22 protein-coding genes are annotated in these 21,379 nt (G+C 61.3%); 14 read left to right on the forward strand and 8 right to left on the reverse strand.

Going from position 1 to position 21,379, the window contains the following annotated elements:
• Positions 1-212: 212 nt before the first annotated feature.
• The 6 genes from pdxS to ACFVSI_RS01525 are packed head-to-tail and all read left to right on the forward strand — an operon-like array spanning position 213 to position 4,210.
• The gene (pdxS, locus tag ACFVSI_RS01500; protein WP_387819196.1) at positions 213-1,112 is read left to right on the forward strand and encodes a pyridoxal 5'-phosphate synthase lyase subunit PdxS; all 900 of its coding nucleotides are present in this window, start codon (positions 213-215) and stop codon (positions 1,110-1,112) included.
• 5 nt (positions 1,113-1,117) lie between these two features.
• Positions 1,118-1,444 carry a hypothetical protein gene (locus ACFVSI_RS01505; protein ID WP_387819198.1) on the forward strand — a complete coding sequence of 109 codons (327 nt, stop codon included), beginning with the start codon at positions 1,118-1,120 and terminating at the stop codon, positions 1,442-1,444.
• A gap of 35 nt (positions 1,445-1,479) precedes the next feature.
• The gene (locus tag ACFVSI_RS01510; RefSeq protein ID WP_387819199.1) at positions 1,480-2,088 is read left to right on the forward strand and encodes a TetR/AcrR family transcriptional regulator; all 609 of its coding nucleotides are present in this window, start codon (positions 1,480-1,482) and stop codon (positions 2,086-2,088) included.
• Entirely contained in the window at positions 2,085-3,062 is a 978-nt protein-coding gene (locus ACFVSI_RS01515) for a DMT family transporter (protein WP_387819201.1), read from the forward strand. Before ACFVSI_RS01510 ends, ACFVSI_RS01515 begins: the two co-directional genes overlap by 4 nt.
• On the forward strand, positions 3,059-3,826 hold the full coding sequence (locus tag ACFVSI_RS01520) for an SDR family NAD(P)-dependent oxidoreductase (protein WP_387819203.1): 768 nt from the start codon (positions 3,059-3,061) through the stop codon (positions 3,824-3,826). The genes ACFVSI_RS01515 and ACFVSI_RS01520 overlap by 4 nt, the downstream gene beginning before the upstream one ends.
• 51 nt (positions 3,827-3,877) lie before the next feature.
• Positions 3,878-4,210, forward strand: a complete 333-nt coding sequence (locus ACFVSI_RS01525; protein ID WP_387819204.1) for a tRNA-binding protein — start codon at positions 3,878-3,880, stop codon at positions 4,208-4,210.
• Between the two features lie 72 nt (positions 4,211-4,282).
• On the opposite strand, the gene ACFVSI_RS01530 is transcribed toward ACFVSI_RS01525, so the two are convergent.
• The 5 genes from ACFVSI_RS01530 to ACFVSI_RS01550 all read right to left on the reverse strand — a co-directional run bounded on the left by ACFVSI_RS01530 (position 4,283) and on the right by ACFVSI_RS01550 (position 7,829).
• The gene (locus ACFVSI_RS01530; RefSeq protein WP_387819206.1) at positions 4,283-4,534 is read right to left on the reverse strand and encodes a hypothetical protein; all 252 of its coding nucleotides are present in this window, start codon (positions 4,532-4,534) and stop codon (positions 4,283-4,285) included.
• Between the two features lie 28 nt (positions 4,535-4,562).
• Entirely contained in the window at positions 4,563-5,327 is a 765-nt protein-coding gene (locus ACFVSI_RS01535; RefSeq protein WP_387819707.1) for an amino acid ABC transporter ATP-binding protein, read from the reverse strand.
• A 73-nt stretch (positions 5,328-5,400) separates the two neighbouring features.
• A complete protein-coding gene (locus tag ACFVSI_RS01540; protein WP_387819208.1) occupies positions 5,401-6,054 on the reverse strand; it encodes an amino acid ABC transporter permease in 654 nt (217 codons plus the stop codon).
• 62 nt (positions 6,055-6,116) lie between these two features.
• Positions 6,117-6,920 carry a transporter substrate-binding domain-containing protein gene (locus ACFVSI_RS01545; protein ID WP_387819210.1) on the reverse strand — a complete coding sequence of 268 codons (804 nt, stop codon included), beginning with the start codon at positions 6,918-6,920 and terminating at the stop codon, positions 6,117-6,119.
• Positions 6,921-7,175: 255 nt separating this feature from the next.
• Complete coding sequence (locus ACFVSI_RS01550) at positions 7,176-7,829, reverse strand: GntR family transcriptional regulator (RefSeq protein ID WP_387819211.1); 654 nt, start codon at positions 7,827-7,829, stop codon at positions 7,176-7,178.
• 117 nt (positions 7,830-7,946) lie between these two features.
• On the opposite strand from ACFVSI_RS01550, the gene ACFVSI_RS01555 reads away from it, so the two are divergent.
• Positions 7,947-8,588, forward strand: coding sequence for a GntR family transcriptional regulator (locus ACFVSI_RS01555; RefSeq protein ID WP_387819213.1), 642 nt, complete (start codon positions 7,947-7,949; stop codon positions 8,586-8,588).
• Positions 8,589-9,986: 1,398 nt separating this feature from the next.
• Here ACFVSI_RS01555 and pdxA read toward each other — a convergent pair.
• From pdxA to ACFVSI_RS01570, 3 genes are all read right to left on the reverse strand, one after another.
• Positions 9,987-11,015, reverse strand: coding sequence for a 4-hydroxythreonine-4-phosphate dehydrogenase PdxA (gene pdxA, locus ACFVSI_RS01560; protein WP_387819214.1), 1,029 nt, complete (start codon positions 11,013-11,015; stop codon positions 9,987-9,989).
• The gene (locus ACFVSI_RS01565) at positions 11,012-12,331 is read right to left on the reverse strand and encodes a four-carbon acid sugar kinase family protein (protein WP_387819216.1); all 1,320 of its coding nucleotides are present in this window, start codon (positions 12,329-12,331) and stop codon (positions 11,012-11,014) included. The genes pdxA and ACFVSI_RS01565 overlap by 4 nt, the downstream gene beginning before the upstream one ends.
• 147 nt (positions 12,332-12,478) lie before the next feature.
• Positions 12,479-13,642, reverse strand: a complete 1,164-nt coding sequence (locus tag ACFVSI_RS01570) for an exo-alpha-sialidase (protein WP_387819218.1) — start codon at positions 13,640-13,642, stop codon at positions 12,479-12,481.
• Positions 13,643-13,743: 101 nt separating this feature from the next.
• On the opposite strand from ACFVSI_RS01570, the gene ACFVSI_RS01575 reads away from it, so the two are divergent.
• The 7 genes from ACFVSI_RS01575 (at position 13,744) to ACFVSI_RS01605 (ending at position 21,172) form a co-directional block, all read left to right on the forward strand.
• On the forward strand, positions 13,744-14,556 hold the full coding sequence (locus tag ACFVSI_RS01575) for a DeoR/GlpR family DNA-binding transcription regulator (RefSeq protein WP_387819220.1): 813 nt from the start codon (positions 13,744-13,746) through the stop codon (positions 14,554-14,556).
• 520 nt (positions 14,557-15,076) lie between these two features.
• Entirely contained in the window at positions 15,077-16,618 is a 1,542-nt protein-coding gene (locus ACFVSI_RS01580) for a hypothetical protein (RefSeq protein WP_387819222.1), read from the forward strand.
• A 25-nt stretch (positions 16,619-16,643) separates the two neighbouring features.
• Positions 16,644-17,612, forward strand: coding sequence for an ABC transporter permease (locus ACFVSI_RS01585; RefSeq protein ID WP_387819224.1), 969 nt, complete (start codon positions 16,644-16,646; stop codon positions 17,610-17,612).
• Positions 17,612-18,538, forward strand: coding sequence for a carbohydrate ABC transporter permease (locus ACFVSI_RS01590; RefSeq protein ID WP_387819226.1), 927 nt, complete (start codon positions 17,612-17,614; stop codon positions 18,536-18,538). The genes ACFVSI_RS01585 and ACFVSI_RS01590 overlap by 1 nt, the downstream gene beginning before the upstream one ends.
• Before the next feature lie 4 nt (positions 18,539-18,542).
• Complete coding sequence (locus ACFVSI_RS01595; protein ID WP_387819228.1) at positions 18,543-19,202, forward strand: YesL family protein; 660 nt, start codon at positions 18,543-18,545, stop codon at positions 19,200-19,202.
• 163 nt (positions 19,203-19,365) lie between these two features.
• Complete coding sequence (locus ACFVSI_RS01600) at positions 19,366-20,355, forward strand: aldo/keto reductase (protein WP_387819229.1); 990 nt, start codon at positions 19,366-19,368, stop codon at positions 20,353-20,355.
• A 40-nt stretch (positions 20,356-20,395) separates the two neighbouring features.
• Positions 20,396-21,172, forward strand: a complete 777-nt coding sequence (locus ACFVSI_RS01605) for an HpcH/HpaI aldolase/citrate lyase family protein (RefSeq protein ID WP_387819231.1) — start codon at positions 20,396-20,398, stop codon at positions 21,170-21,172.
• The last annotated feature ends 207 nt before the right edge of the window (positions 21,173-21,379 follow it).

A 21,379-nucleotide genomic window follows, 5' to 3' on the forward strand; every position in this document is an offset into this window, starting at 1 on the left:
CGGGACGCGCCTGATGCGGCGCGAAGATAGGCTCGCCGAAACCGGCAGCCACTGTCCCACCCTCGGAATCTGGGAATCCATCCCGGAACCGCGGGTACGCATCACGCTTCATCGCGGTGACCTGATGCCGCCACTGAACGGTGCTGCCGTTCAGTGGCGGTTCCTGCCCCAGCCCACCGCCTTCCAATCCCGACGCAAAAGAAGGAACTCCCATGACTGACACGACCCCAACCACCACCGGCTCCAGCCGCGTTAAGCGGGGCATGGCGGAGATGCTCAAGGGCGGCGTCATCATGGACGTCGTTAACGTCGAGCAGGCCCGCATGGCCGAGGATGCCGGTGCCGTGGCTGTCATGGCGCTGGAGCGTGTTCCGGCTGATATCCGCGCCCAGGGTGGCGTGTCCCGCATGTCCGATCCCGACATGATCGATCAGATCATTGCCGCGGTGTCCATCCCGGTGATGGCCAAGGCCCGTATCGGCCACTTCGTCGAGGCCCAGGTCCTGCAGTCGTTGGGTGTGGACTACATCGATGAGTCCGAGGTGTTGACCCCGGCGGACTACATCAACCACATCGACAAGTGGAACTTCACTGTTCCGTTCGTTTGTGGTGCCACCAACCTGGGTGAGGCGCTGCGCCGCATCAACGAAGGTGCTGCGATGATCCGTTCCAAGGGCGAAGCCGGTACCGGTGATGTGTCCAACGCGACCGGTCACATGCGTAAGATCCGTGCTGAGATCGCGAAGCTTTCGGCTCTTCCCGAGGACGAGCTGTATGTTGCGGCCAAGGAGTTGCAGGCCCCGTACGAGTTGGTGAAGGAAGTTGCTGCCACGGGCAAGCTTCCGGTGGTGTTGTTCACCGCCGGTGGCATCGCGACCCCGGCTGATGCGGCGATGATGATGCAGCTGGGTGCGGATGGCGTGTTCGTCGGTTCCGGTATCTTCAAGTCCGGCAACCCCGCAGAGCGCGCGGCCGCCGTCGTCAAGGCCACCACCTTCCACGACGACCCTGACGTGATCGCCAAGGTCTCCCGCGGCCTGGGCGAAGCCATGGTCGGCATCAACGTCGACGAAATCCCCGAACCCCACCGCCTCGCAGAGCGCGGGTGGTAGGGGCCATGAGCGAGGTAAGGATGTCCGCCCATCCCGGAGGGCCGGCACCGGTTTCGGCGCAAGTGTTGCCCGAAGCGCTGGCGGTTCCGGAGGAGAACCCGATGCGCCTATATGACTGGGTCTTTTTGAATGCAGGGGACCGCGTCGTCGTTCAACTTCCCGACGGGCGTGTCCACGCCGGATTCATCGACGCTGTAGCCAACGATGCCTCACTCTTCTGGCTCTGGGTGGACGGCGGAGGGGGCCGCGCTGCGGTGTTCGAAGAAGAAGGCTGCAAGGTGTGGAAATCGGAGAACTGGCTGGGCATTACGTCTTGTGGGGTAACGCATTGATTAGGTAGACTGGTCTACCTAATTAAGGTGGTTCCATGAAAACAACCAACAACCACAACACCGAGGCTTCCGGACGCAGGCGTCCCGCCAGAGAGAAGCTGCTGCAATCTGCAGCGAAGCTCTTCTACGCAGATGGGCTTGCCTCCACCGGCATAGACGCCGTGACAGCAGACGCTGGAGTAGCCAAGATGAGCCTCTACAACAACTTTGCTTCCAAAGCCGATCTTGTGGCCGCGTACTTGAACGAACGGCACGAGGAATGGCTGGGCCTCTATCGGCGCCGGCGGGACGCCGCCCGGACGCCCATCGATCGGCTGCTGGCCGTCTTTGACGCCTACACCGACCACGCACACTTCGAATACGAGCGGGGCTTCCGCGGATGCGGGCTACTTAACGCCGCTGCCGAACTTCCCGTAGGGGACCCCGGCCGGAACATCGTGAAGGTTCACAAGGAAGAGGTTGAAGGCCTCCTGGCCGGCCATCTGACGGAAATTGCTCCGCAGCGTGGTGCGCGGAACGCCGCAACCGCGCGGCAGCTTTCCTTCCTCCTCGAAGGGGCCATGGCTAGGGCAGGGCTGGAAGGCAATGATGAGTGCCTGGCGGAGGCACGCAGCATGGCCAAGGACTTGGTGGCCGCGCTGTGACCGCGATCCAGCCCACCCGCTGGGGCGCCCCGGCAATCATCACCACGGCCACGCTCTGGGGAACCACAGGAGTTGCAGCAGTGCTTATCCCGCAGGAAAATCCCGTAGCGGTAGGAGCAGCCAGCGTCGGTGTCGGAGGGATAATCCTGGGGCTGATTTCCCTGAAGGCTGTGCTCAAGTCCTTCAGGACCCGCGGCGCAACACGGTACATCCTGCTCGGGGCCTTGGGGCTGATGATGTACATGCCCCTGTTCTACGTGTCGGTGTCCCTGACCGGCGCCGCCTTGGGGACCATCATTTCCATTGGCTCAGGTCCGCTCTTCGCGGGCCTGCTCGAATGGGTTGTGGACGGCAAACGAGTGACCATTACCTGGACGGCTGCGATGCTGGTGACGGTCGCGGGCGCAGGAATTCTGCTGGCTGCCCGCGAAGACCATGGCACCGGCGACGCGGCCGGCTTGGTCCCAGGTATCGTAGCGGGCCTCGTTGCAGGCATAACCTACGCGCTGTACGCCTTTGCGACCGGCCGGCTCATTCAGCCATGCGCCAACCGTCCCGAGGGAATGGCACATCGGACAGTGGTCGCAGCCATTCAGGGGACCGCCGCGCTACCCATGCTTGGGCTCTTGGCCTTTACCGGTGAGAACACGTTCACGACCCCTGTTTGGGCTGTCCTCCTGTATTTGGCGGTCATTCCCACCGCGCTGGGGCACACACTGTTCGCTTTCGGTCTTGGACGGATGAAAGCCTCAACCGCAACCCTCTATACGGTTCTGGAGCCCGTTGTGGCCACCGTACTGGCCGTCCTCATCATCGGCGAAGCGTTCCGGCCCGAGGGCTGGTTCGGTTTCCCGCTCGTCATTGCGGGACTGGTTTTGGTGAATGTCGCGCCCACCAAACGTCGTCCAAAGCCGGCGTCGGCAGAAACCGCTTTGCCGGCAGGGCAGCCGGCCGGGACGCGTGCAGCATCGTGACCGCTCCTCGAGAAAACGTTCCGCCGCCGACAGCGATTGTCACCGGAGCTACCTCGGGCATCGGCGACGCCACTGCCAGGGCCCTTTACGAGGCCGGATACAACGTATTGCTGACCGGCCGCTCGCTTCCTACCGGGGAAGCCCTCGCTGCGGACCTTGGCCCGCGTGCTCGGTTTGTGGCAGCGGACCTGACCAGTTCAGACTCAGCACAGCACATCGTCCGCGCCGCTTACGCTTTTGGCGGCGGCTTGGACGTCCTGGTCAATAACGCCGGCATCGACCACACCGGCGACCTGCTCACGACACCCATGGAGACCGTCCGGGCTGTCTTTGAGACCAACACCTTTGCATCCCTGGCGATGCTGCAGGCAGCAGGTGCTCTCATGAAGAAACTCGGCGGTGGATCGATTATCAACATCACCTCCCGGCTGGCCTCCATTGGAGTCCCATCCATGTCCATCTACGCAGCGTCCAAAGGAGCCGTGCTGGCCCTGACAAGATCCGCAGCCGTGGAACTCGCCCCCCACAACATCAGGGTCAACGCGATCGCGCCAGGAATGACCAGGACCCCCCTGTTCGAAGCCTGGACGGCTGAACAAGATGACCCCGCCGAGGCCGCCCAAAGAGCCGCAGCCGGAATACCCCTGGGCCGTGTAGCCGAAGCCCGCGACGTGGCCGGCGCTGTGGTCTATCTGGCCTCGGACGCTGCCGCATACCTGACCGGAATCTCGCTACCGGTCGACGGCGGCTACACCGCCACCTGAAGAACCCAAACCGCCGAGCAGTTGAAACTGCCGCTAACACAGGAGAGACCCATGATCGAATTTGCAGACTTCCAAAAAGTTGACATCCGTGTCGGGGAAATCGTCAAAGCCGAAGAATTTCCCGAAGCCCGCAAGCCAGCCTACAAGCTGTGGATCGACCTGGGTCCAGAGCTCGGCGTCAAGCGCTCCAGCGCCCAGCTACCGGCCAACTACACCCTCGATGAGTTGGCAGGCACACGCGTCATGTGTGTCGTCAACCTCCCCGCCCGGCGAATCGGACCCGTCCTCTCGGAGGTTCTGACCCTGGGCGTTCCTGATGCAGATGGAGAATGCGTCCTGGTCGTCCCGGGTAAGGCAGTGCCTGTCGGCGGCCAGCTGTATTAGAGGCCCGGACAGGCCACACAAACTGCCTTGGGCACGAAATTTATCGTGCCCAGGGCAGTTCTTGTGTTGCTCCTACGGGGTGAAGTGGGCGAGAGGGGCGGCTGCGGTCTGCGGCGGTTCCCAGGACTCCATGGTTGTCCCGAAAGGAACCTCAGCCGATACAGATGCAGTGTAGGTTCCGACGGCGGAGCGGACAACCTGGATACCTGCCTTTTCTGCGATCGCTGCCGTCATCAACTGCTGCACTGCTGCATCAAGAAGCCCGTTGAGGTCCTGACCGGGCTCGACGGTCAGATCCAAGGTTCTGAGCGGGATGGCGTCCATTATCGTTGGTTCATTTCAGTATTATTCCTTACGCTGAGGGGCTGGGCAGCACGCCCGAACGGCTCAACAGCGCCCGTGTTTTGGCGTGTGTGGGGTGCGTGAAAATGACCTCGGGCGGCCCCTGCTCGACGATGACGCCTTGGTCCATGACGACGATGCGGTCTGCGATGTCGCGGGCGAACTGCATCTCGTGGGTGACGATCACCATGGTCGTGCCCTGCTGAGCAATCTTCTTGATGACATTCAGGACTTCACCGACAAGTTCGGGGTCCAATGCCGAGGTGGGTTCGTCGAAGAGCATGACGCTTGGTTCCATGGCCAGGGCGCGTGCTATGGCGACGCGCTGTTTCTGTCCACCGGAGAGACGGCTGGGGTAGTTTTCCGCCCTGTCCGCGAGTCCGACGAGGCGAAGCTGGGGGAGTGCGACTTCGCGGGCCTGTTTGGCGGTCATTCCTTTAACGTCGCGCAAGGGCGCCATCACGTTGCCCAGGGCGGTCTTGTTCAGGAACAGGTTGAAGTGTTGAAAAACCATGCCGACATCGGTGCGCTTTTTGGCTGTGATGGAAGGTTTCTCGCTGACCAGTTTTCCGCCGCGGTCTTCGTAGCCGATCATGTGGCCGTTGACGAGGATCCGGCCTCCGTCGATGGTTTCGAGTTTGTTGATGCAGCGCAGAAGGGTGCTCTTTCCCGAGCCGCTGGAACCCAAAATGACGACGGTCTCTCCACGGCGGATGTCCAGGTCGACGCCTTTGAGGACCTCAAGGCGCCTCTGGACCGGACGCCTGGATGTCATTTTCTGCCAGAGTGTGGCTTTGGATCCGACGACGTAGGTTTTGTGCACGTCGTTGATGCTGATGACTGTTGGTTCAGGCATTGGCGCGAACCTTCCTTTCGAGTACAACCACGGCCCTGGAAAGGGGAAGGCTGATGATCAGGTACATGAGGGCTGCGGCAGTGTAGATTTCCGTGGTCTGGAAGGTCTGGCTGTTGATCATGTTCGCGGTCTTGAGGATTTCGGCGACTGCGATCACGGAGGTCAGGGCTGTGTCTTTGATCAGGGAGATGAAGTAGTTGCCGATTGGGGCCAGGGAGACCACGAACGACTGTGGGATGACCACTTTCCATAAGGTGCTGGTCGGGGTATATCCCAGGGAGAGGGCGGCCTCGGTCTGGCCGTGTTCCACGGATAGGATTGCCGAGCGGAACACTTCGGAGAGGTAGGCCGCATAGTTCAGCCCCAGGCCGAGGATTCCGGCGGGGACGGGCTGGATCTCGACGCCGAGGCTTGGCAGGACGAAGAAGATGTACACCAGTTGCACGAGCAACGGCGTGCCTCGCATGACTTCAACGAAGGTGGTCGCGATGGCTTTGAGCGGGGCCGAGGTGGAAAGCCGTGCCAGGGCGATGAGCAAGCCAAGAACGAGGGCCAGGGCCATGGCACCGAAGGCCAGTTGCAGCACGACAGGGACGGCCGAGATCAACTGGGGGAACACAGAGAGCGTACGGGTAATGAAATCCATTGGTAATCCAGATCTGTTGGTTGCTGGGGTGGCCGGCGCCGTTGCCGGCCACCCCTGGCGGACTACTTGGCTGCGTTGGTTTCGCCGAGGCCGTACTTCTTGAGGATCTCCAGGTACTGCGGAGACTGTTTCAATTCCGTAAGGCCGGCGTTCAGGTCGGTGAGCAGTTGGGTGTCTTCCTTGCGTACGCCGGCGCCGATGATGCCTTGGAAGTGCGGTTCGTAAGGGGTAACGAGCTTGATCTTGGAGTTGGGCTTTTGGACCAAGCTGTAGCCGATGACCGCGGAGTCGGTGAACGCGGCGTCGACCTGGCCGTTCTCGACGGCGGTGATGAGGGCTGCTTGGGTGTCGACGAACTTCACGTCACTGCCGCCCAGGGTTTTGACCCATTCGCCGTACACGGTGCCGGTTTGCGCGCCGATGACCTTACCTTTGACGTCTTCCTTGGAGGCAAGGGTCGAGCCTGCAGGGACAATCATTCCTTCGGGCTGCAGGTAGAGCGGGTCGGTGAAGTTGACTTGTTCTTTGCGCTTGTCGGTGATGAACATGCCATCGACGATGATGTCGGCCTTTTTGGCATTCAGGGCCGGGATCAGGGTGGCGAAGTCGGTGACGAACGTTTTGATCTCCCATCCTTTGGATTCTGCGACGGCCCGGAGCATTTCCCCGTCCAAACCAGCGAGCTTGCTGCTGGCCGGATCAGTGAATGCAAAGGGGGCTTCCTCTCCAATGCCGATGGTGATGGTCTTCTTGCCGCCGGCTGTAGAAGCGGTGGTCGCCCCGCTGCAGGACGACAATGCCAGTGCTGCCGCGACAGCTGCCGCGGAGAGAACGGTGCGGCGGGTCGCCTGGGTGGTGAATTTCATGGAGTGCCTTCCGGTGTGATGGATGAAACGGTGTTCGGGGTTTCTGGGCAGCACAAATCAGCCCGTCAGCCTCGCGGCGTAGCGGCCTATGAAAGGGGCGCAACGAGTCAGCCCCGGTCAAGGATTCGCGGGGACATGATGGAACACAACGAGAAGCGTTGTGAGGGGAGTGGCTGCCTCGAGGGCGGCCTAGGAGGTGATGAACGTGCTGTGAGGCTCCGACCTGAGGTCCCGCTGCGGGGAACTGGCAGCGGGTTAGGTGCTAAGCATGGTTTCGCCGATTCGCTGGCTGAGGAACGTTTCTGCGTCCTCCAAGTGCACCGCCCACAGCCGGAGGGCGAGCCCGGGATCTCGAGCGTTCAACGCTTCCAGAAGCCCGGCATGCTCATCCCGCAGTGTAGAAATGCGCGGGTAATGGGTGCGAAGCAGAGCCATGAGCAGCCGGATTTCCGTGGAAATGGTTTGAAACAAGCTGCTGAGCCTGGGGGATTGGGCTGCGGCAACCACTGCGGAGTGGAAGCACATATCGGCCTGCGCTGCCGATTCCCAATCCTGGTCGTTCTTGACGGCGGCGAACTTTTCCAAGGAGGCGGCGATGCCGGCGGTGTCGCCGTCTCTACAGACGCTGACAACCGCGTCGAACTCGATGAGCCGTCGAACGCGGAAGATGTCGGCGACGTCCTCCGGGGTGAAACTGCGCACCCTGGCACTCTTACCGCTTTCCCGAACGAGGAATCCGTCGGCGATCAGCGCCTGAACCGCCACCCGAGCAGTCGGTCGTGCCACCCCGAGCTGCTGAGCGACGTGGGTGTCTCTGACTTCTGCTCCGGCGGGATAATCCCCGGCAAGGAGGCTCCGCTCCAAGCGCGAGCGGACGGCGTCCGCAACGGTCACTGTGTCGATGATCACACCGAAACTGTATAACAGCTATACCGAGAAACCTAGGGTTTGTAAGAAAGTAGATTGTTGACGATTTACAATTGCTGTAGATTGCGACCACGGGACTGTTGGCAGGAAGGAAGCTTGATGAAAGATCCGGCTGGTATTGCGCCCATGACCCCGCAGTCGACGTCCATAAAAATCGCTGCCCAACTCCGCGAACGAATCATCGATGGCTACTTCGCGCCCGGCCAGCAAATCAACGAAACGCACGTCTCCACTCAGCTGAACCTCTCCCGTGGCCCCCTTCGTGAAGCCTTGCAGCGGCTGAGTCAGGAGGGCCTGCTGGTAAGCAAACCAAACCGCGGGGTGTTCGTCGTCGAACTCACGCCCAAGGATGTTGATGAGATTTTCGGTGTTCGCGAGATCCTCGAGCTCGGTGCAGCCGAGCTGATAATTGCCCGACCCGCTCCACAGCGGAAATGGGTAGCGGACAAGCTCCTGTCCATTGCCTCCAGCCTTTCCCAAGCAGCAGAAGAGGGCGACTGGGCACGCGTGCAGAGGCTGGACCTTGAGTTCCACACCGCTCTTGTCGCCGCGCCTGGGAACTCGCGCCTACTTCGTGCCTACGCAACCTTGGCCACCGAATCGATGATCTGCATGACCAACCTCCAACAGGCTTACCCAACTCCGAACTCAGTGACTCACCATGCTGTGATGGCAGACCTGATCGCAGTGGGAGCCATGGTTGAGCTGAGGGCGGCATTCCATCGCCACCTGTCGAATTAGCTGGTTCGACGAGGCAAGCCGCTCCCGTGCCACGCCGCTAAGTGTCGTTCCCTCCAGGTGCAGCAGCGGAACTGAAGGTGTGGACGATGTCCACACCTTCTAGCTCAGACTGCCTCGTACAGCCGCCGGACTGGACCGGATTCCGCATGTTTCCGCCACTTCCCAGCAATGACAAGGCCGGGAATCGCGTTCGAGTCCCACCTCGGGCACGGCATACCCCCTCGTCAGAGGGGGTTTTTGCTTTTAAGTGTGGACAAAGCTTGGCGTGAGCCTCTGCGTCATCGTCCCGGATAGTGCTTGGCCGCCGGGTGCGGCCTGTTCAGTTTGGGTGGGGGAGCGGGGTTAGCGTCCTGGCGTGTGGGCGCTCCGCTTGCGGGGATGTGGGGTCATTCGTGCGTTCCTTCCTGGTGTGTCGTCGGTCCCTGGTGCCGATCACTTCTTCATGGTTGAAGCATGTGTGCCGATGACATGACTTTCAGAAAAGTCCTATGAATATTTTTCGTGGGCCGGTTCGTTTTTGTTCCCTGCCGCAAGCCGGCGCGTCGTATTTGGCCGTTCAAAGTGCGTGTGAACATGTGCTCACTTAAGTCTGCTTTTCGGCGGGGTAGGGCTGCTCCGCAATTCTTGCTCGCGCAGCTTCATAGGAGCGCGTCATTCACAACGACAAGAAGGGGCCGTCTCGGATCGGGCCAACAAGGAGAGACCTGGCGTATCAATGTCTCTGGAAGTGCTACGGTCTGGCTCGCGAGCCTTCACCGCACGCATTGGGCGTAGTCTTCTCCGTGGTGTTTTAGCACCTCCTGTCAGCTTGGGAAGTGCTGCCATCCATTTGCTAGCGGGAATGTTCGTGCTTGCCTCCGGTTTACCAGGGCGTAGACCCGGGACTGGCTATTCGAGATGACTGCAAGCACGTAGATGCCATGGTTTGGCGGCTCGTGGGTGTTGGTAATGGGGATCCATTGCGGTTGTTGTTGCGACTCCATTTGGTGGTTTCCGTCTTGACTCGGCGAGTTTGCGCTGACCGGCGAAGGTTTCGATCTCAAAACCTGCCGCAGGCTCTCCAGGTCTGTGGCCAGGCCGAAGCCGATGGTCGCCATTCTTGACGGCTTCGGACTCATGGCGGGTTGCGTCCTGATCGAGAGGGCAGTGCACCGTCACGTTCGTCCGGGATGCGTCAAGTGACAAAAGTTGGCGCCTGCGACAGCCGAGGGTGTTCGAAGCTGTCACAGATGCGCCGCTGGGCCTTTGTTTTGTGTGGGACATTTACACGTCGGCGGTGGCGGTCATAGCTGTGCTTGCTATGCGGAAACCGGCGCGGCACAACTGCCCGGTAGAGTGTTCGCGTTCGCGATCGTGCCCGGGACCAGTCTGTTTATGGTGTAGGCGTGAATTAGCCAGTTACCTTGCCATGGATGGGCGGGTGGCCATCTCTGCGGCCTGATGGAGGGCTTCAACCATGGAACGGGAGTCGGCGATTGCCTTGCCTGCGATGTCGAAGGCGGTGCCGTGGTCTACCGACGTGCGGATGACGGGCAGGCCTACGGTGATGTTCACTCCGGCTTCGATGCCCAGCACCTTCACTGGGCCGTGTCCCTGGTCGTGATACATGGCAACTACCAGATCGTAGTCGCCCCGACCGGCCAGGAAGAAGAGCGTATCCGCCGGGAGTGGGCCTACAGCATTGATTCCCTCTGCTTGCGCTGCCTGTACCCCAGGCTCGATTTTTTCCGCTTCTTCTCCTTGGCCGAACAGGCCGTTCTCGCCCGCGTGGGGATTGATGGCGCATACACCGATTTTCGGGTTTGGGATGCCTGCCCGGACCAGCGCTTCGTAGCCTCGCCGGATGGTGCGCTGCACCAGGTCAGGGTTGATTTTTCGGATGGCGTCGGCCAAGCCGATGTGCGTGGTCACGTGGATCACTCGGATCTTGGGCGTGGAGAGCATCATGGACACTTCTTCGGTGCCTGTGAGCGAAGCCAGAAGTTCGGTGTGCCCGGGGTAGATGTGACCGGCGGCGTGCAGGGCCTCCTTGTTCAGCGGCGCGGTGCAAATGGCCTGCACCTTTCCGGTCATTGCCAGTTCACTGGCCACTCGGATGTATTCGTATGCGGCATGCCCGGCCAAGAGGGAGAGCTGGCCCCATTTCAGGTCCTCGGGCAGCAATGCCAGGTCGATCACGTTCACCCGGCCCGGAGTGAATTCCGCGTCCTCCACGTTTTCGATCGCCTGTATGTCGGCATCGATGCCAAGGATGTCCGCGGCCTGCCGCAGTCGCAACAGGTCGCCGATCACGACCGGCCGGCATTCCTGCAGGATCCCGTGGTCAAGGACGGCAGGCACGATGACTTCCGGGCCGATGCCGGCGCCGTCGCCCATGGTCACGGCCACGTAGGGCAGTGTCAGGTTTTCGTTTGTTTCCTCGGTCATTGTTGCTCCAGGTTCGTGGGAAGTTTGGTAGGGATGAGGGAAGCGTGTGGGTTCGGCGGTCGGTAGCGGAGGATGGCGTCATATAGCTGCACGAGTGCCAGGTCATCGCCGAAGCTGCCGGGCTTGGTGCCCACCAGCGTCCCGTCATCGGCGCGGCCCAGCACCGCGCCGTGCTGCACGGCTGTGAGTGGGACCATGCTGGTGCGGCCTATGGTGTTCAGGACTTCCCTGGCTGTCTCGCCGCCTGTGAGGATCAAGTCAGCTGGGGTTGCCTTTGTAGCCTCCGCGGCGAACTGCGAAAGGGCCTTGACAATGCTTGGTGCTTTCGCCGGGACTATCTGGGCTTCCGATACCGTGACGGCGACATGGTTGCCGGCCTTCAGCGTGGCCGAAGCCAGGGTTAGTTGGGGTCCATCTGCATCCGTGGCGCCGCCGTGGACCAGGAGCCGGACTACTGTGAAGCCACGGTTTTCCAGCTGGGCCAGTTGGGATTGTGCAGTCGTGGAGGCGGAGCCGACGACGGCGAGTACCGGTCTTGCGGATGCTTGCGGTTCTATCGTGGCTGGATCCGCTGCTGGCACCTCTAGCGCCGGTTGCGCAGTTTTTGTCAGGCGTATTGCGAGGAGCGTGGCAGCGCCGCCGGTTCCCACCAGTACTACCCGGCGTCCGCCGGCGTGGAAATGCAGTTCAACGAGGGCGTCCACCACGTGCGCCAGGTCCTGCACTGTTTCGCCGTCAGCCACTACCAGTTGGGGCTGATCGTAGTTCAGGAGCCCGGCCAGCGTGGTGGACAGTGAGCGGGACCGGACGTTGGCCAGATCCAGTGTTTTCACCGAATCGGGATTCTGCGGGCGCAATAGAGAGGCAACATCAGCAGGCGGAGGGGAAGCCTCTGCCTGCCAAAGGTTCGTTTGAGGCAGGGGGGTGCCGGCGATGAGTGCCCGGCCGGCCACGATTGAACGCTGTAGCTGGGGGAGTGCGCCTGCGACGACGGCGTGAAAACCCAGGCTGGTCAGCGCGGAAGCTTCGGCGCGGACGTTGCCGCGCCACAGGGAGTCTATTTTCTTGAAGAGCACCGGAGCGCCGGTGGCTTCGGGGCTGGAGAAAGCGTTCTTCACCAGCGCCTCAGCCGCGGCTGCGGGAAGCCTTCGGGAGTGCGTGTCGGCGACGATCACCTGGGGGGCCGGCCTGGAACTGGTGCGCCCGACATCTGGGACGCCCAGTAGCACCTGCGCTGAGAATCCGTGCTCGGCAAAACAGGAGCCCACCTCGGCGGCGCCGGAGAAATCGTCGGCCTGGACATACACGGTTGCCACATTGCTCCTCTCAGCGAGCGGTCGGCTGGTTTGGTTTTCCATGCCGGTTAGGTCTTGGAGTTATCATGACATCTTTGCGCTAAACGGGATACAGAGACTGCGTGTTACGCGCTACCTGAGGGTGAGTGATTGGGCAAAGCCGGGAGTTCACTGCCCCCACACGTTGGCTGGAACGCTTACGTATTTGATCGCGTTTCGTCGGTACGAGTAGGTCACGTGGGCCGTCCCGGCGTCGTCGATGTAGATGCTGGGGTAAGACACCTCGAGGCCGCGGTATTCACCTTCGGTTTCGGCTATTCCGGCAGCAGCGAGCGTCCGGCTGTCTTCCAGGTTGAGGACTGGACGCCACGATAGCCCCTCATCGTCTGAGCGCAGCAGAGTCAGGGGAAGCCGGGCGGTTCCCCACACGGCATGTCTTGTCAGTGGCTGCCGCGATCCGGGTGCCGTGTACTTTCCCTCGGTGAACTGCTCATCATCGTCACCTTCGTGGGCTTCGTCGGGAGCCGAAACCGGGTTAGCGACGAGAAGCAGCGGACTGGAGGCGCCTTGGGAGTCAACGGCGATCGATGAATTGTTGTTCGGCACCTCCGTCGGCGACGGTACAGACCAAGTCTCGCCTTGGTCATCGGAAGTGGTCCGGTAAATCCAATCGGCCCAGCGACTTCTGAAAAAGCCTACGAGCCGACCGCCGGATCGCTGCACTACGGCCATGTGTACCAGCCCTGTGGACTCCGGAACCTCCACTTCGCGCCAGGTCTTCCCGGCATCGTCGGTGATGAGAACAACGGTCACATCCGCCGATCCGCGCCATTGTCGACCTGGAAGTGTCAGGCAGCGGAAGGCAGGCAGCAGCCAGCGCGTGGGAGAGATGGCGACGACTGCTTGGCGGATGAACAGGCCGGGATCGCCCGGCATCTCGACCGGGTCTGACCAAGAAGCGCCGCGGTCGTTGGATCGACGGAGAAGGACTCGCGAGGTGTCCTGAGCTCCCAGGACCTGCGCTGTCTGCAAGAGGATCAGTTCGCCGGTGGGGCTCGCAAAGAGGACAGGGTTCTGGTCGGATCGTCCGGGTGTTGCTGCTGCGACCCGGTCTTCCGCCCAGCTACCGTCGGGGTCGAGCGTTGACATGAGGATGTCGACATCTGGTTTTCCCTCGGCGCTTCCGCCAAACCAGACGCATGCCAGGGTGCCGCCGCCAAGCCCGGTGATAAAGGACGCATGGTTCTCCCGCGCTGAGGTTGGAAGCAGCTCGGAGGCCAGTACTTGCGTGGCTTCCGAGGAGGTACCGCTGGCTAGATCTTGGCTATGCATGATGCTTGCTCCCTAAGTGCGCGTTGTGTCCAGTCATAGTAGCGCGTTTTGCGCAACAATGGTGACCCTAGACTAATCATGTGAAAGAAAATGGAACAGTAGTGACAGAAGACAGAAATGACGGAGAGCGTGACATGCAGTCGCTGTCCGCACGCGAACGACGTGAACGCATTGTGCAACTCGCCGGCGAGATGGGCGTCGCAAATGTCGCCGCCATCGCCCGCAGGTTCAACGTCACGCCATCCACCGTCCGCCGCGACCTTGCCCTCCTGAGCAGCAGCGGCCGCTTGGCGAGGACATATGGCGGCGCAATCGCCACGGTCGGCCAAGTGGAGAGCAGCCTCGCCGCCCGCAGCCGCGAAGCCTACGACCAGAAAGCCGCTATCGCTTCCTGGGCTGTGGGACAAATCGGCCGGGGAGACAGCGTCCTCCTTGACGCCGGTTCAACGTGCGCTTTAGTCGCGCGCTCACTGCCGGCGGACTCAGGCCTGACCATTACCACCCCGAGTCTTGTTGCACTGAACCACATACATGCCAGGGCAGACCTGGATGTGTTCTGCCTCGGCGGGCACCTGCGACCCACGAGCGATTCCTTCATTGGTCCGCTGACAGAGACCACACTCGAAAGAATGTCATTCGATATCGCTTTCCTGGGGGCCGACAGCGTACTTCCTACGGGCGAGGTTATCGAGGCCGACCTTGCCCAGACCCGCCTCAAAGAGGTGATGGCACGGCGTGCCAGGAGGGTCTACGTGCTTGTGCATGCAAGCAAGCTGGGAACCAGGACGTATCGGTACTCGGCGCGCTTCGACAACAGCGACTGGACCATCGTCACGGATTGGACGGCCGCTCCTGACGTGCTCAGCGAGTTTCGCGGGCAGGGCGTCAACGTGGAAGTCGTTCCTGCGCCGTAGGTCCGGGATCAGTCTTCATAATGCGCATGCCGCGTAATAGCCCGGTCCAAGAGGATCCATAAAGACGGAGGCTGTCCACCTGGACAACGACGGACAGCCTCAAACGGCGAACGGTCGGCAATCCCCGGCGCTAACCGCTGACTTCTCCATGGATGAGGGACGCTTGCCGCTTCCTGAAGGCCATAGCCGCCGCATGCCCGTTGTCCCGTGCCCCTGCTGCGAACCAGCCCGCGCATGGTCGCCGTTCGCCCGGCAGGCGTTGCTTCGATATCCACATCGCCGGCACCAGACTGCCCGCGATGTGCATCTGCTGTGGTGTTGGACGTTTAGGCAGTGGCGGCCCCGCGGACGCGCGGATTTCGCAGGAGCTTCCGTGCGAGCTGTCCACCAGATCCCCGAGTTGCGCGAATCATGCAAGCAGGATTGCTTGCAACACGCACTTTATTGACTTAGAGTGGTTCCACTCACACGTTGACACGCAATGCGTAGAAACGAACCTCCCCCAACACAAGGACGTGCGTTGAAGACTTCAATCAAGAAAATGGCCGCGGTTGCCGGGTCGGCCGCCCTCCTTGCGGCGCTCGCCGCGTGCACCCCGGGGGCGTCGGATGGCAACTCGAGCGCCAGCGGCGGGGGCTTCTCATACCGGCTTGCTACTCAGTACCAGGACTGGCTTAAGGACCTCGAATGGTTCCCGGCTGCACAGAAGCAGTCCGGCGTGAATGTTGACCTTGTCGACGGCGGCGCCAACGACAGCTATTACCAGAAGCTCGACCTGGCCATGACCTCCGGCGATGTGCAGGACGCGGTGATTTCCTCCTACGCCCAGTCGCAGGTCTACGGCGCACAGGGCGCCTTCCAGGACCTTGCCCCTCTTATCAAGCAGGACGCCCCGAACATTCAGAAGTACCTCGACTCGAACCCCGAGTACCGCAACCTGGTCACGAACTCCAGTGGCCAGATCTTCGGCCTCATGGCAGAGCAGCCTAAACTCTCGCATGTCACCTTCTACCGGTCCGACATGTACAAAGCAGCAGGTGTCACGCCGGGGGATTCAGTGAACATTGAGGAATTCACGGAGCAGCTACAGAAGCTCAAGGACTTCTACGGACAGAAAGTTCCGAACTACTATCCGCTCTCTGGCCGCGATTCCTTCCTCAAGTTCAACTATGCCTTCGGGGCTGAGGACAGCATCGTAGACGGCAAGGTTCACGGCGCCTACAACAGTGGCTCCGCACAGGATCTCTTCTCTCCGAACTTCAAGAAGGAAATCGAGTGGTACCGGGACCTGTACTCGCGTGGTCTTGTCGACCCCGAGTGGGTGAACGGCTCGAATACAGAGGATTCCTGGCAGGAAAAGATGCTCACCGGCAAGGCATCCGTCGCAGATGATTTCTTCACCCGCCCGCAATGGTTCATGCAGAACGGCGGTCCCAAGAACGACCCCGCATATGCAGTCGATGTCCTGCCGGCTTTCACCACCAGCGATGGCCAACCCGGTCAGCGTCCGACCAGCATTTACCAGACCAACCGGGTCCTGGCCGTTAGCGCGAAGTCAAACAAGGCCCCGCAGGTTCTTAAATTCCTTGACTACCTGTACAGCCCGGACGGACAGACCACCATGCACTATGGGGTCGAAGGGCAGTCCTACAAACTGGTGGACGGAAAACCCCAATACACGGCCGACTTCACCACCGAAGGTAACAAGCCTGTAGGAACACCGGCATGGAACTTCCTTCAGGAACGACTCACGTTCCCGACACCGGCGGATGACGAGGCATACCAGCAGTGGATGGACCCGCAGACCAAATCCTTCGCCCCTGAATACTTCAACAACTCTGTGAAGGTTGTTCCGACGTTGACGTACACCGCAGAACAACTCGACAAGCGGACTTCACTCAAAGCAGCCGTCGACCCCTTCGTAACCGCCCAGATTGCGCAGTTCGTGCAGGGCAAGCAAGGCATGGACCAGTGGAACTCCTTCCTGGACGAGGCCACGGCGAAGGGCTACAAGGACATTGTGGCCATTGATCAGGCCGCCTATGAAGCTTTGCAGAAGTGAAGCCAGAGACGGACCAGGCACCATCATGACTCTTCTCGATCGAAAACGCGTCGCTCCGCCGACGGCTCCAGCAAAGAGCCGTCGGCGCGGCAAGCGCAGCCTCCTCCGGAACAAGTGGCTCTATCTCATGCTTGTCCCCGGCCTTATCCACCTGGCGGTCTTCAAGATAGCGCCAGTAACTGCCCTTGTTATCGCTTTCAAGAATTTCAGCCCATTCCTTGGCCTGTGGGGCAGCCCCTGGGTTGGACTGCAACAGTTTCAGGCCATCATCAACGACCCACAGATCCCCGGGCTCATCGGCAACACCCTGACTCTGGCGCTCGGAACCTTGATTTTCAGCTTCCCCGCGCCGATCATCTTCGCGCTCTTCCTCAACGAAGTCCGACTCACTTTCGCCCGCAAGTTCATCCAGACCATGAGCTTTGTCCCCTACCTCATCTCATCCGCAGTTCTGGTCTCAATCCTCTACACCCTGCTTTCCCCGCAAGGCGGCCTGGTCAACGAAATCATTAAGAACTTCGGAGGCCAACCCATTTCCTTCCTCACCGACCCAGCATGGTTCCGGCCCCTCTACATTGGGCTCAATGTCTGGCAAACGTTCGGATACGGAACCATCATCTACCTCGCAGCCATGACTGCCATCGACACGTCCCTTTACGAGGCCGCGGAGATGGACGGCGTCGGCCGATTCGGCAAGATGCGTTACGTGACGCTACCAGCACTGGTTCCCATGATGGTCGTCATGCTGATCCTGGCATTGGGCCAGGTGCTGACCGTGGACGTGGACAAGATTCTTCTCATGTACAACCCCAACACCTACTCCACAGCCGACGTGCTCCAGACCTACGTCTACCGCCTCGCCTTCGCCTCAGAGGGCTTCCCAAGGTACAGCTACGCGGCGGCAGTGAGCCTGTTGCAAGGAATCGTGGCATTCATCCTCGTGCTCGGCACGAACCGGATCACCAAGCGACTCACCGGATCGGGGCTCTTCTAATGACTCTCACCCTCCGCCCCAACAAGCAGCCTTCCAGCCTTCGGACGCGGCGCCGACGGAAGCTGACGGCGTTCGACATCGTGAACCTGGCCGTTCTGTTTGCCATTGTCGCGGCCTGCATTTATCCCTTCGTGTACATCCTTGCTGTCTCACTCTCGGACGGTTCCGCAGTCAACGCGGGCAAAGTGGTGCTCGTGCCCGAGGCCATCAACATTGAGACGTACAAGTACGTCCTGACGAACGAACGCCTCGGGATCTTGCGTTCTCTGCTGAACTCGCTTCTGTATACTTCAGTCGGTGTCGCGTTCTCTGTGGCGATCACCTACCTCACCGCTTACCCCCTTTCCAAGACCAGGCTTGGCGGGGCAGGGGCGATCGTCATGCTGTTCCTCATCACCTGGGTCTTCGACGCCGGCATCGTTCCGACGTACGTGATCAACTCCCAGCTCGGCTTCGTTAACAACTGGCTGGCCATGGTGATCCCTTTCGGGTTCAGTACGTTCCTGCTCTTGATTTCGATAACCTTTCTGAAGAACATTCCCATCGAACTCGAAGAGTCCGCGGTGATTGATGGTGCCAACGATTGGCAGACCATGTGGCGGATTTATCTACCGCTCTCCCGGCCCCTGCTCGGAACAATCGGCATCTTCTACGCGGTCCAAATATGGAACTCGTTCCTCGTCCCACTGATCTATCTGCAGGACAAGACACTGGCCCCGATCCAACTCGTTCTCTACCGGTTGCTGCTGAACACTGACACGAATGCCACGTCCTTCCAGCAGATCACAATGGGCGGACACCAGTTGGTGCCCCAGAACATCGCGGCGGTCACCATGGTCTTCGCCATCGTGCCCATCCTCGCGTTCTATCCCTATGCCCAGCGCTACTTCCAGCAGGGCATCCTCGTCGGTGCGATCAAGGGCTGAAGCCATGGCACTCCAAACTCAGTCCACCCGCCATTCCGGCCTCAAGGCAGCCACTTCCCTGGCGAACCCCGTCATTGAGTGGATCTGGCGCCTGTCCCTTCTCAACCTGCTCTGGATCGGACTTACCCTTGCCGGGGGAGTGGTCTTCGGCCTGTTCCCCGCAACCAGTGCGGTGTACATCGTGATGCGAAAGTGGTTTGTCCACCCTGAGACACGCGACCAGTCCTCGATTCGCGCCATGACCGCAGCCTGGCGCAACGGCTTTTGGCGAGCCAACGCCCTGGGCTGGGCCCTCGCTGTGGTCGCGGCCCTCCTCGCCTATGCATTGTGGATCAGCAGTGCACTGCCGGGCATTGCCGGATCCGTGGCCTTCTACGGCATGGTCATCGTGGCATCAATGTTTTGTGCGATGCTCATCCATCTGCCCTTTGTTGCCGCTCATGTCGAGGCGGGCGGGATCCGGCTCATACGAGCCGCATGGATGCTGGCACTGGCCCAGCCCTTCGCGACGCTGGCCATCGCAGCCGTTTTCATCGGGTTGTCATACCTTCAGGCAACAGCACCAGCACTTCTCTTTTTCGCCTCGCTCAGCCCCCTGGCCCTGGTGACCACGATGCTGGACCTGCGAACCTTTTCGGCCGCAATCCAACGGCAAAACCGTTGAACGTCAGCGGAGTCCCCGTCCGTGACGTCTTAGGCAGAAGCCGCCCAACAAGCGACTATGCAACATCGCACAAAATCGGGACCGTATGCCCACTTCGAAACGCCACGCACAGGCACCACCCCTTTCCTGGACAAGCAATCAACCGGACACGAGGAATGTAAGCATGAGCATCCAGCCCGAAGGCTCCCAGGTGGACGGCCTGAAACTCCCCATCTCCCGGCTGGTCCTGGGAACCATGACGTTCGGCGACACCGCTGACGAAGCCACCGCAGGCCGCATGGTGGAGGAAGCACTCGATGCCGGCATCACCACCATCGACACTGCCAATGCCTACGTCGGCGGCGTCACCGAGGAGATGCTCGGCCGGCTCTTGAAGGGCAAGCACGACGGGGTCATCCTGGCTTCCAAGGCCGGCATGCCGCACGCGGACCACGGCTCCCATTCGCCGCTCTCGCCGGAGGGGCTGCGTGCAAGCGTCGAAGGCAGCCTGCGTCGCTTGGGCGTGGATAGCATCGACCTGTTTTACTTGCACCAGCCGGACCGGGCAGCGTCGTTGCACCACACTCTGAGCACCGTTGCCGAATTGGTGGCCGAGGGAAAGATCGGTGCGCTGGGCGTGTCCAACTTCGCCGCGTGGCAGATCGCCGACGTGGTGCACACAGCCCGTGAGGTCGGGGCTCCGCGTCCCGTCGTTGCGCAGCAGCTCTACAACCTGGTGGCTCGCCGGCTGGAAGAGGAATACCTCGAATTCGCCACCACCCACCATGTGCACACCATGGTCTACAACCCGCTCGGCGGTGGCCTGCTCACTGGCAAGCACAGCTTCGAGGCCAAGCCCACCGAGGGCCGCTACGGCGACTCCAAGCTCGCCGCAATGTACACGCAGCGGTACTGGAACAAGCAGCTGTTCGATGCCATTGGCGAACTGTCCCGTATCGCCTCCGACGCCGGGATGCTGCTGGCCGAGCTGTCCCTACGTTGGCTCGCCTACCGCAATGGTGTCGGCTCCATGCTGCTGGGCGGCTCCAAAGTGGAACAGCTCCGCGCCAACATCGCCGCCGTAGCCAACGGGCCGTTGCCGGCCGATGTGGTGGAAGCTTGTGACGCCGTGGGCACCTCGCTGCGCGGCCCGATGCCCGCCTACAACCGCTGACTTCCTACCGAAACCGCTAATCACGAACTGAAGGACTCTGATGACCTCCGAACTGGCCCTCGAATTCGCCCGCAAGATCCGCGCCCGTGAGCAGGCGGTGGGCTACTGGGTAGTTCTGGATGCGCCCGTGGCCACCGAACGTATCGCCCGGCTCGGCTACGACTACGTGGCCCTGGATGCCCAGCATGGCCTGCTGGGCTATTCGGGTGTCCTCAACGGTTTGATGGCCATCGACGCCGGTCACACCGCCGTCGGGATGGTCCGGGTGGAGGCCAACGACTTCACAGCGATAGGTAAGGCGCTGGACGCCGGGGCTGTTGGTGTCATCGTCCCGCTCGTCAACGACGCCGACGATGCCGCCGCGGCCGTGGCGGCAGCCAAGTACCCGCCGCTGGGTGGCCGTTCCTACGGACCCATGCGTTCAGCCCTGCGGGTGGGACCCAAGCCCTCCGAAGCCAACGCCACCACGATGGTATTTGCCATGATCGAGACACCCGAGGGGCTGGCCAACGTCAAGGAAATCTGCGGCACGCCCGGTTTGGACGGCATCTACGTGGGCCCCTCCGACCTGGCCATCGCCGTCGGGGGCGCGTTCCCCGGGGACCCGGCAGTCGAAACCGAATTCAACGCCGCCCTCGAGACCATCGCCGAAGCCGCAGCGTCCGCAGGCATCGCCGCCGGCATCCACACACCCGCAGGTTCCGTCGCTGCCCAGCGCCTGGCGCAGGGCTACACCTTCACTACCATCGCCTCGGACCTGACGCACTTGGAACAGATTGCCAAGTCCCACCTCGACGCCGCAACCTCGCAGGACTAATCCCAGACAGCGGGACCATCCGGGATGTAGCCGTGTTGATGCCGTCAAGCCGATGAACAACGGCCACCAATGCCTGCACCGCGATGCGACGTCGTGGCTACGCATGGCGCTCCGTCTGGCCATGCAGAGCTTCGGATTCTCTGGTTATGGGCGCGATACCTCCTCGACGCCGACTTCCGCTCCTCTCAAGCCCCCTGCCTCGTTTGA

The sequence above is a fragment of the Paenarthrobacter sp. NPDC057981 genome (assembly GCF_042886835.1).
Lineage (GTDB): Bacteria > Actinomycetota > Actinomycetes > Actinomycetales > Micrococcaceae > Arthrobacter.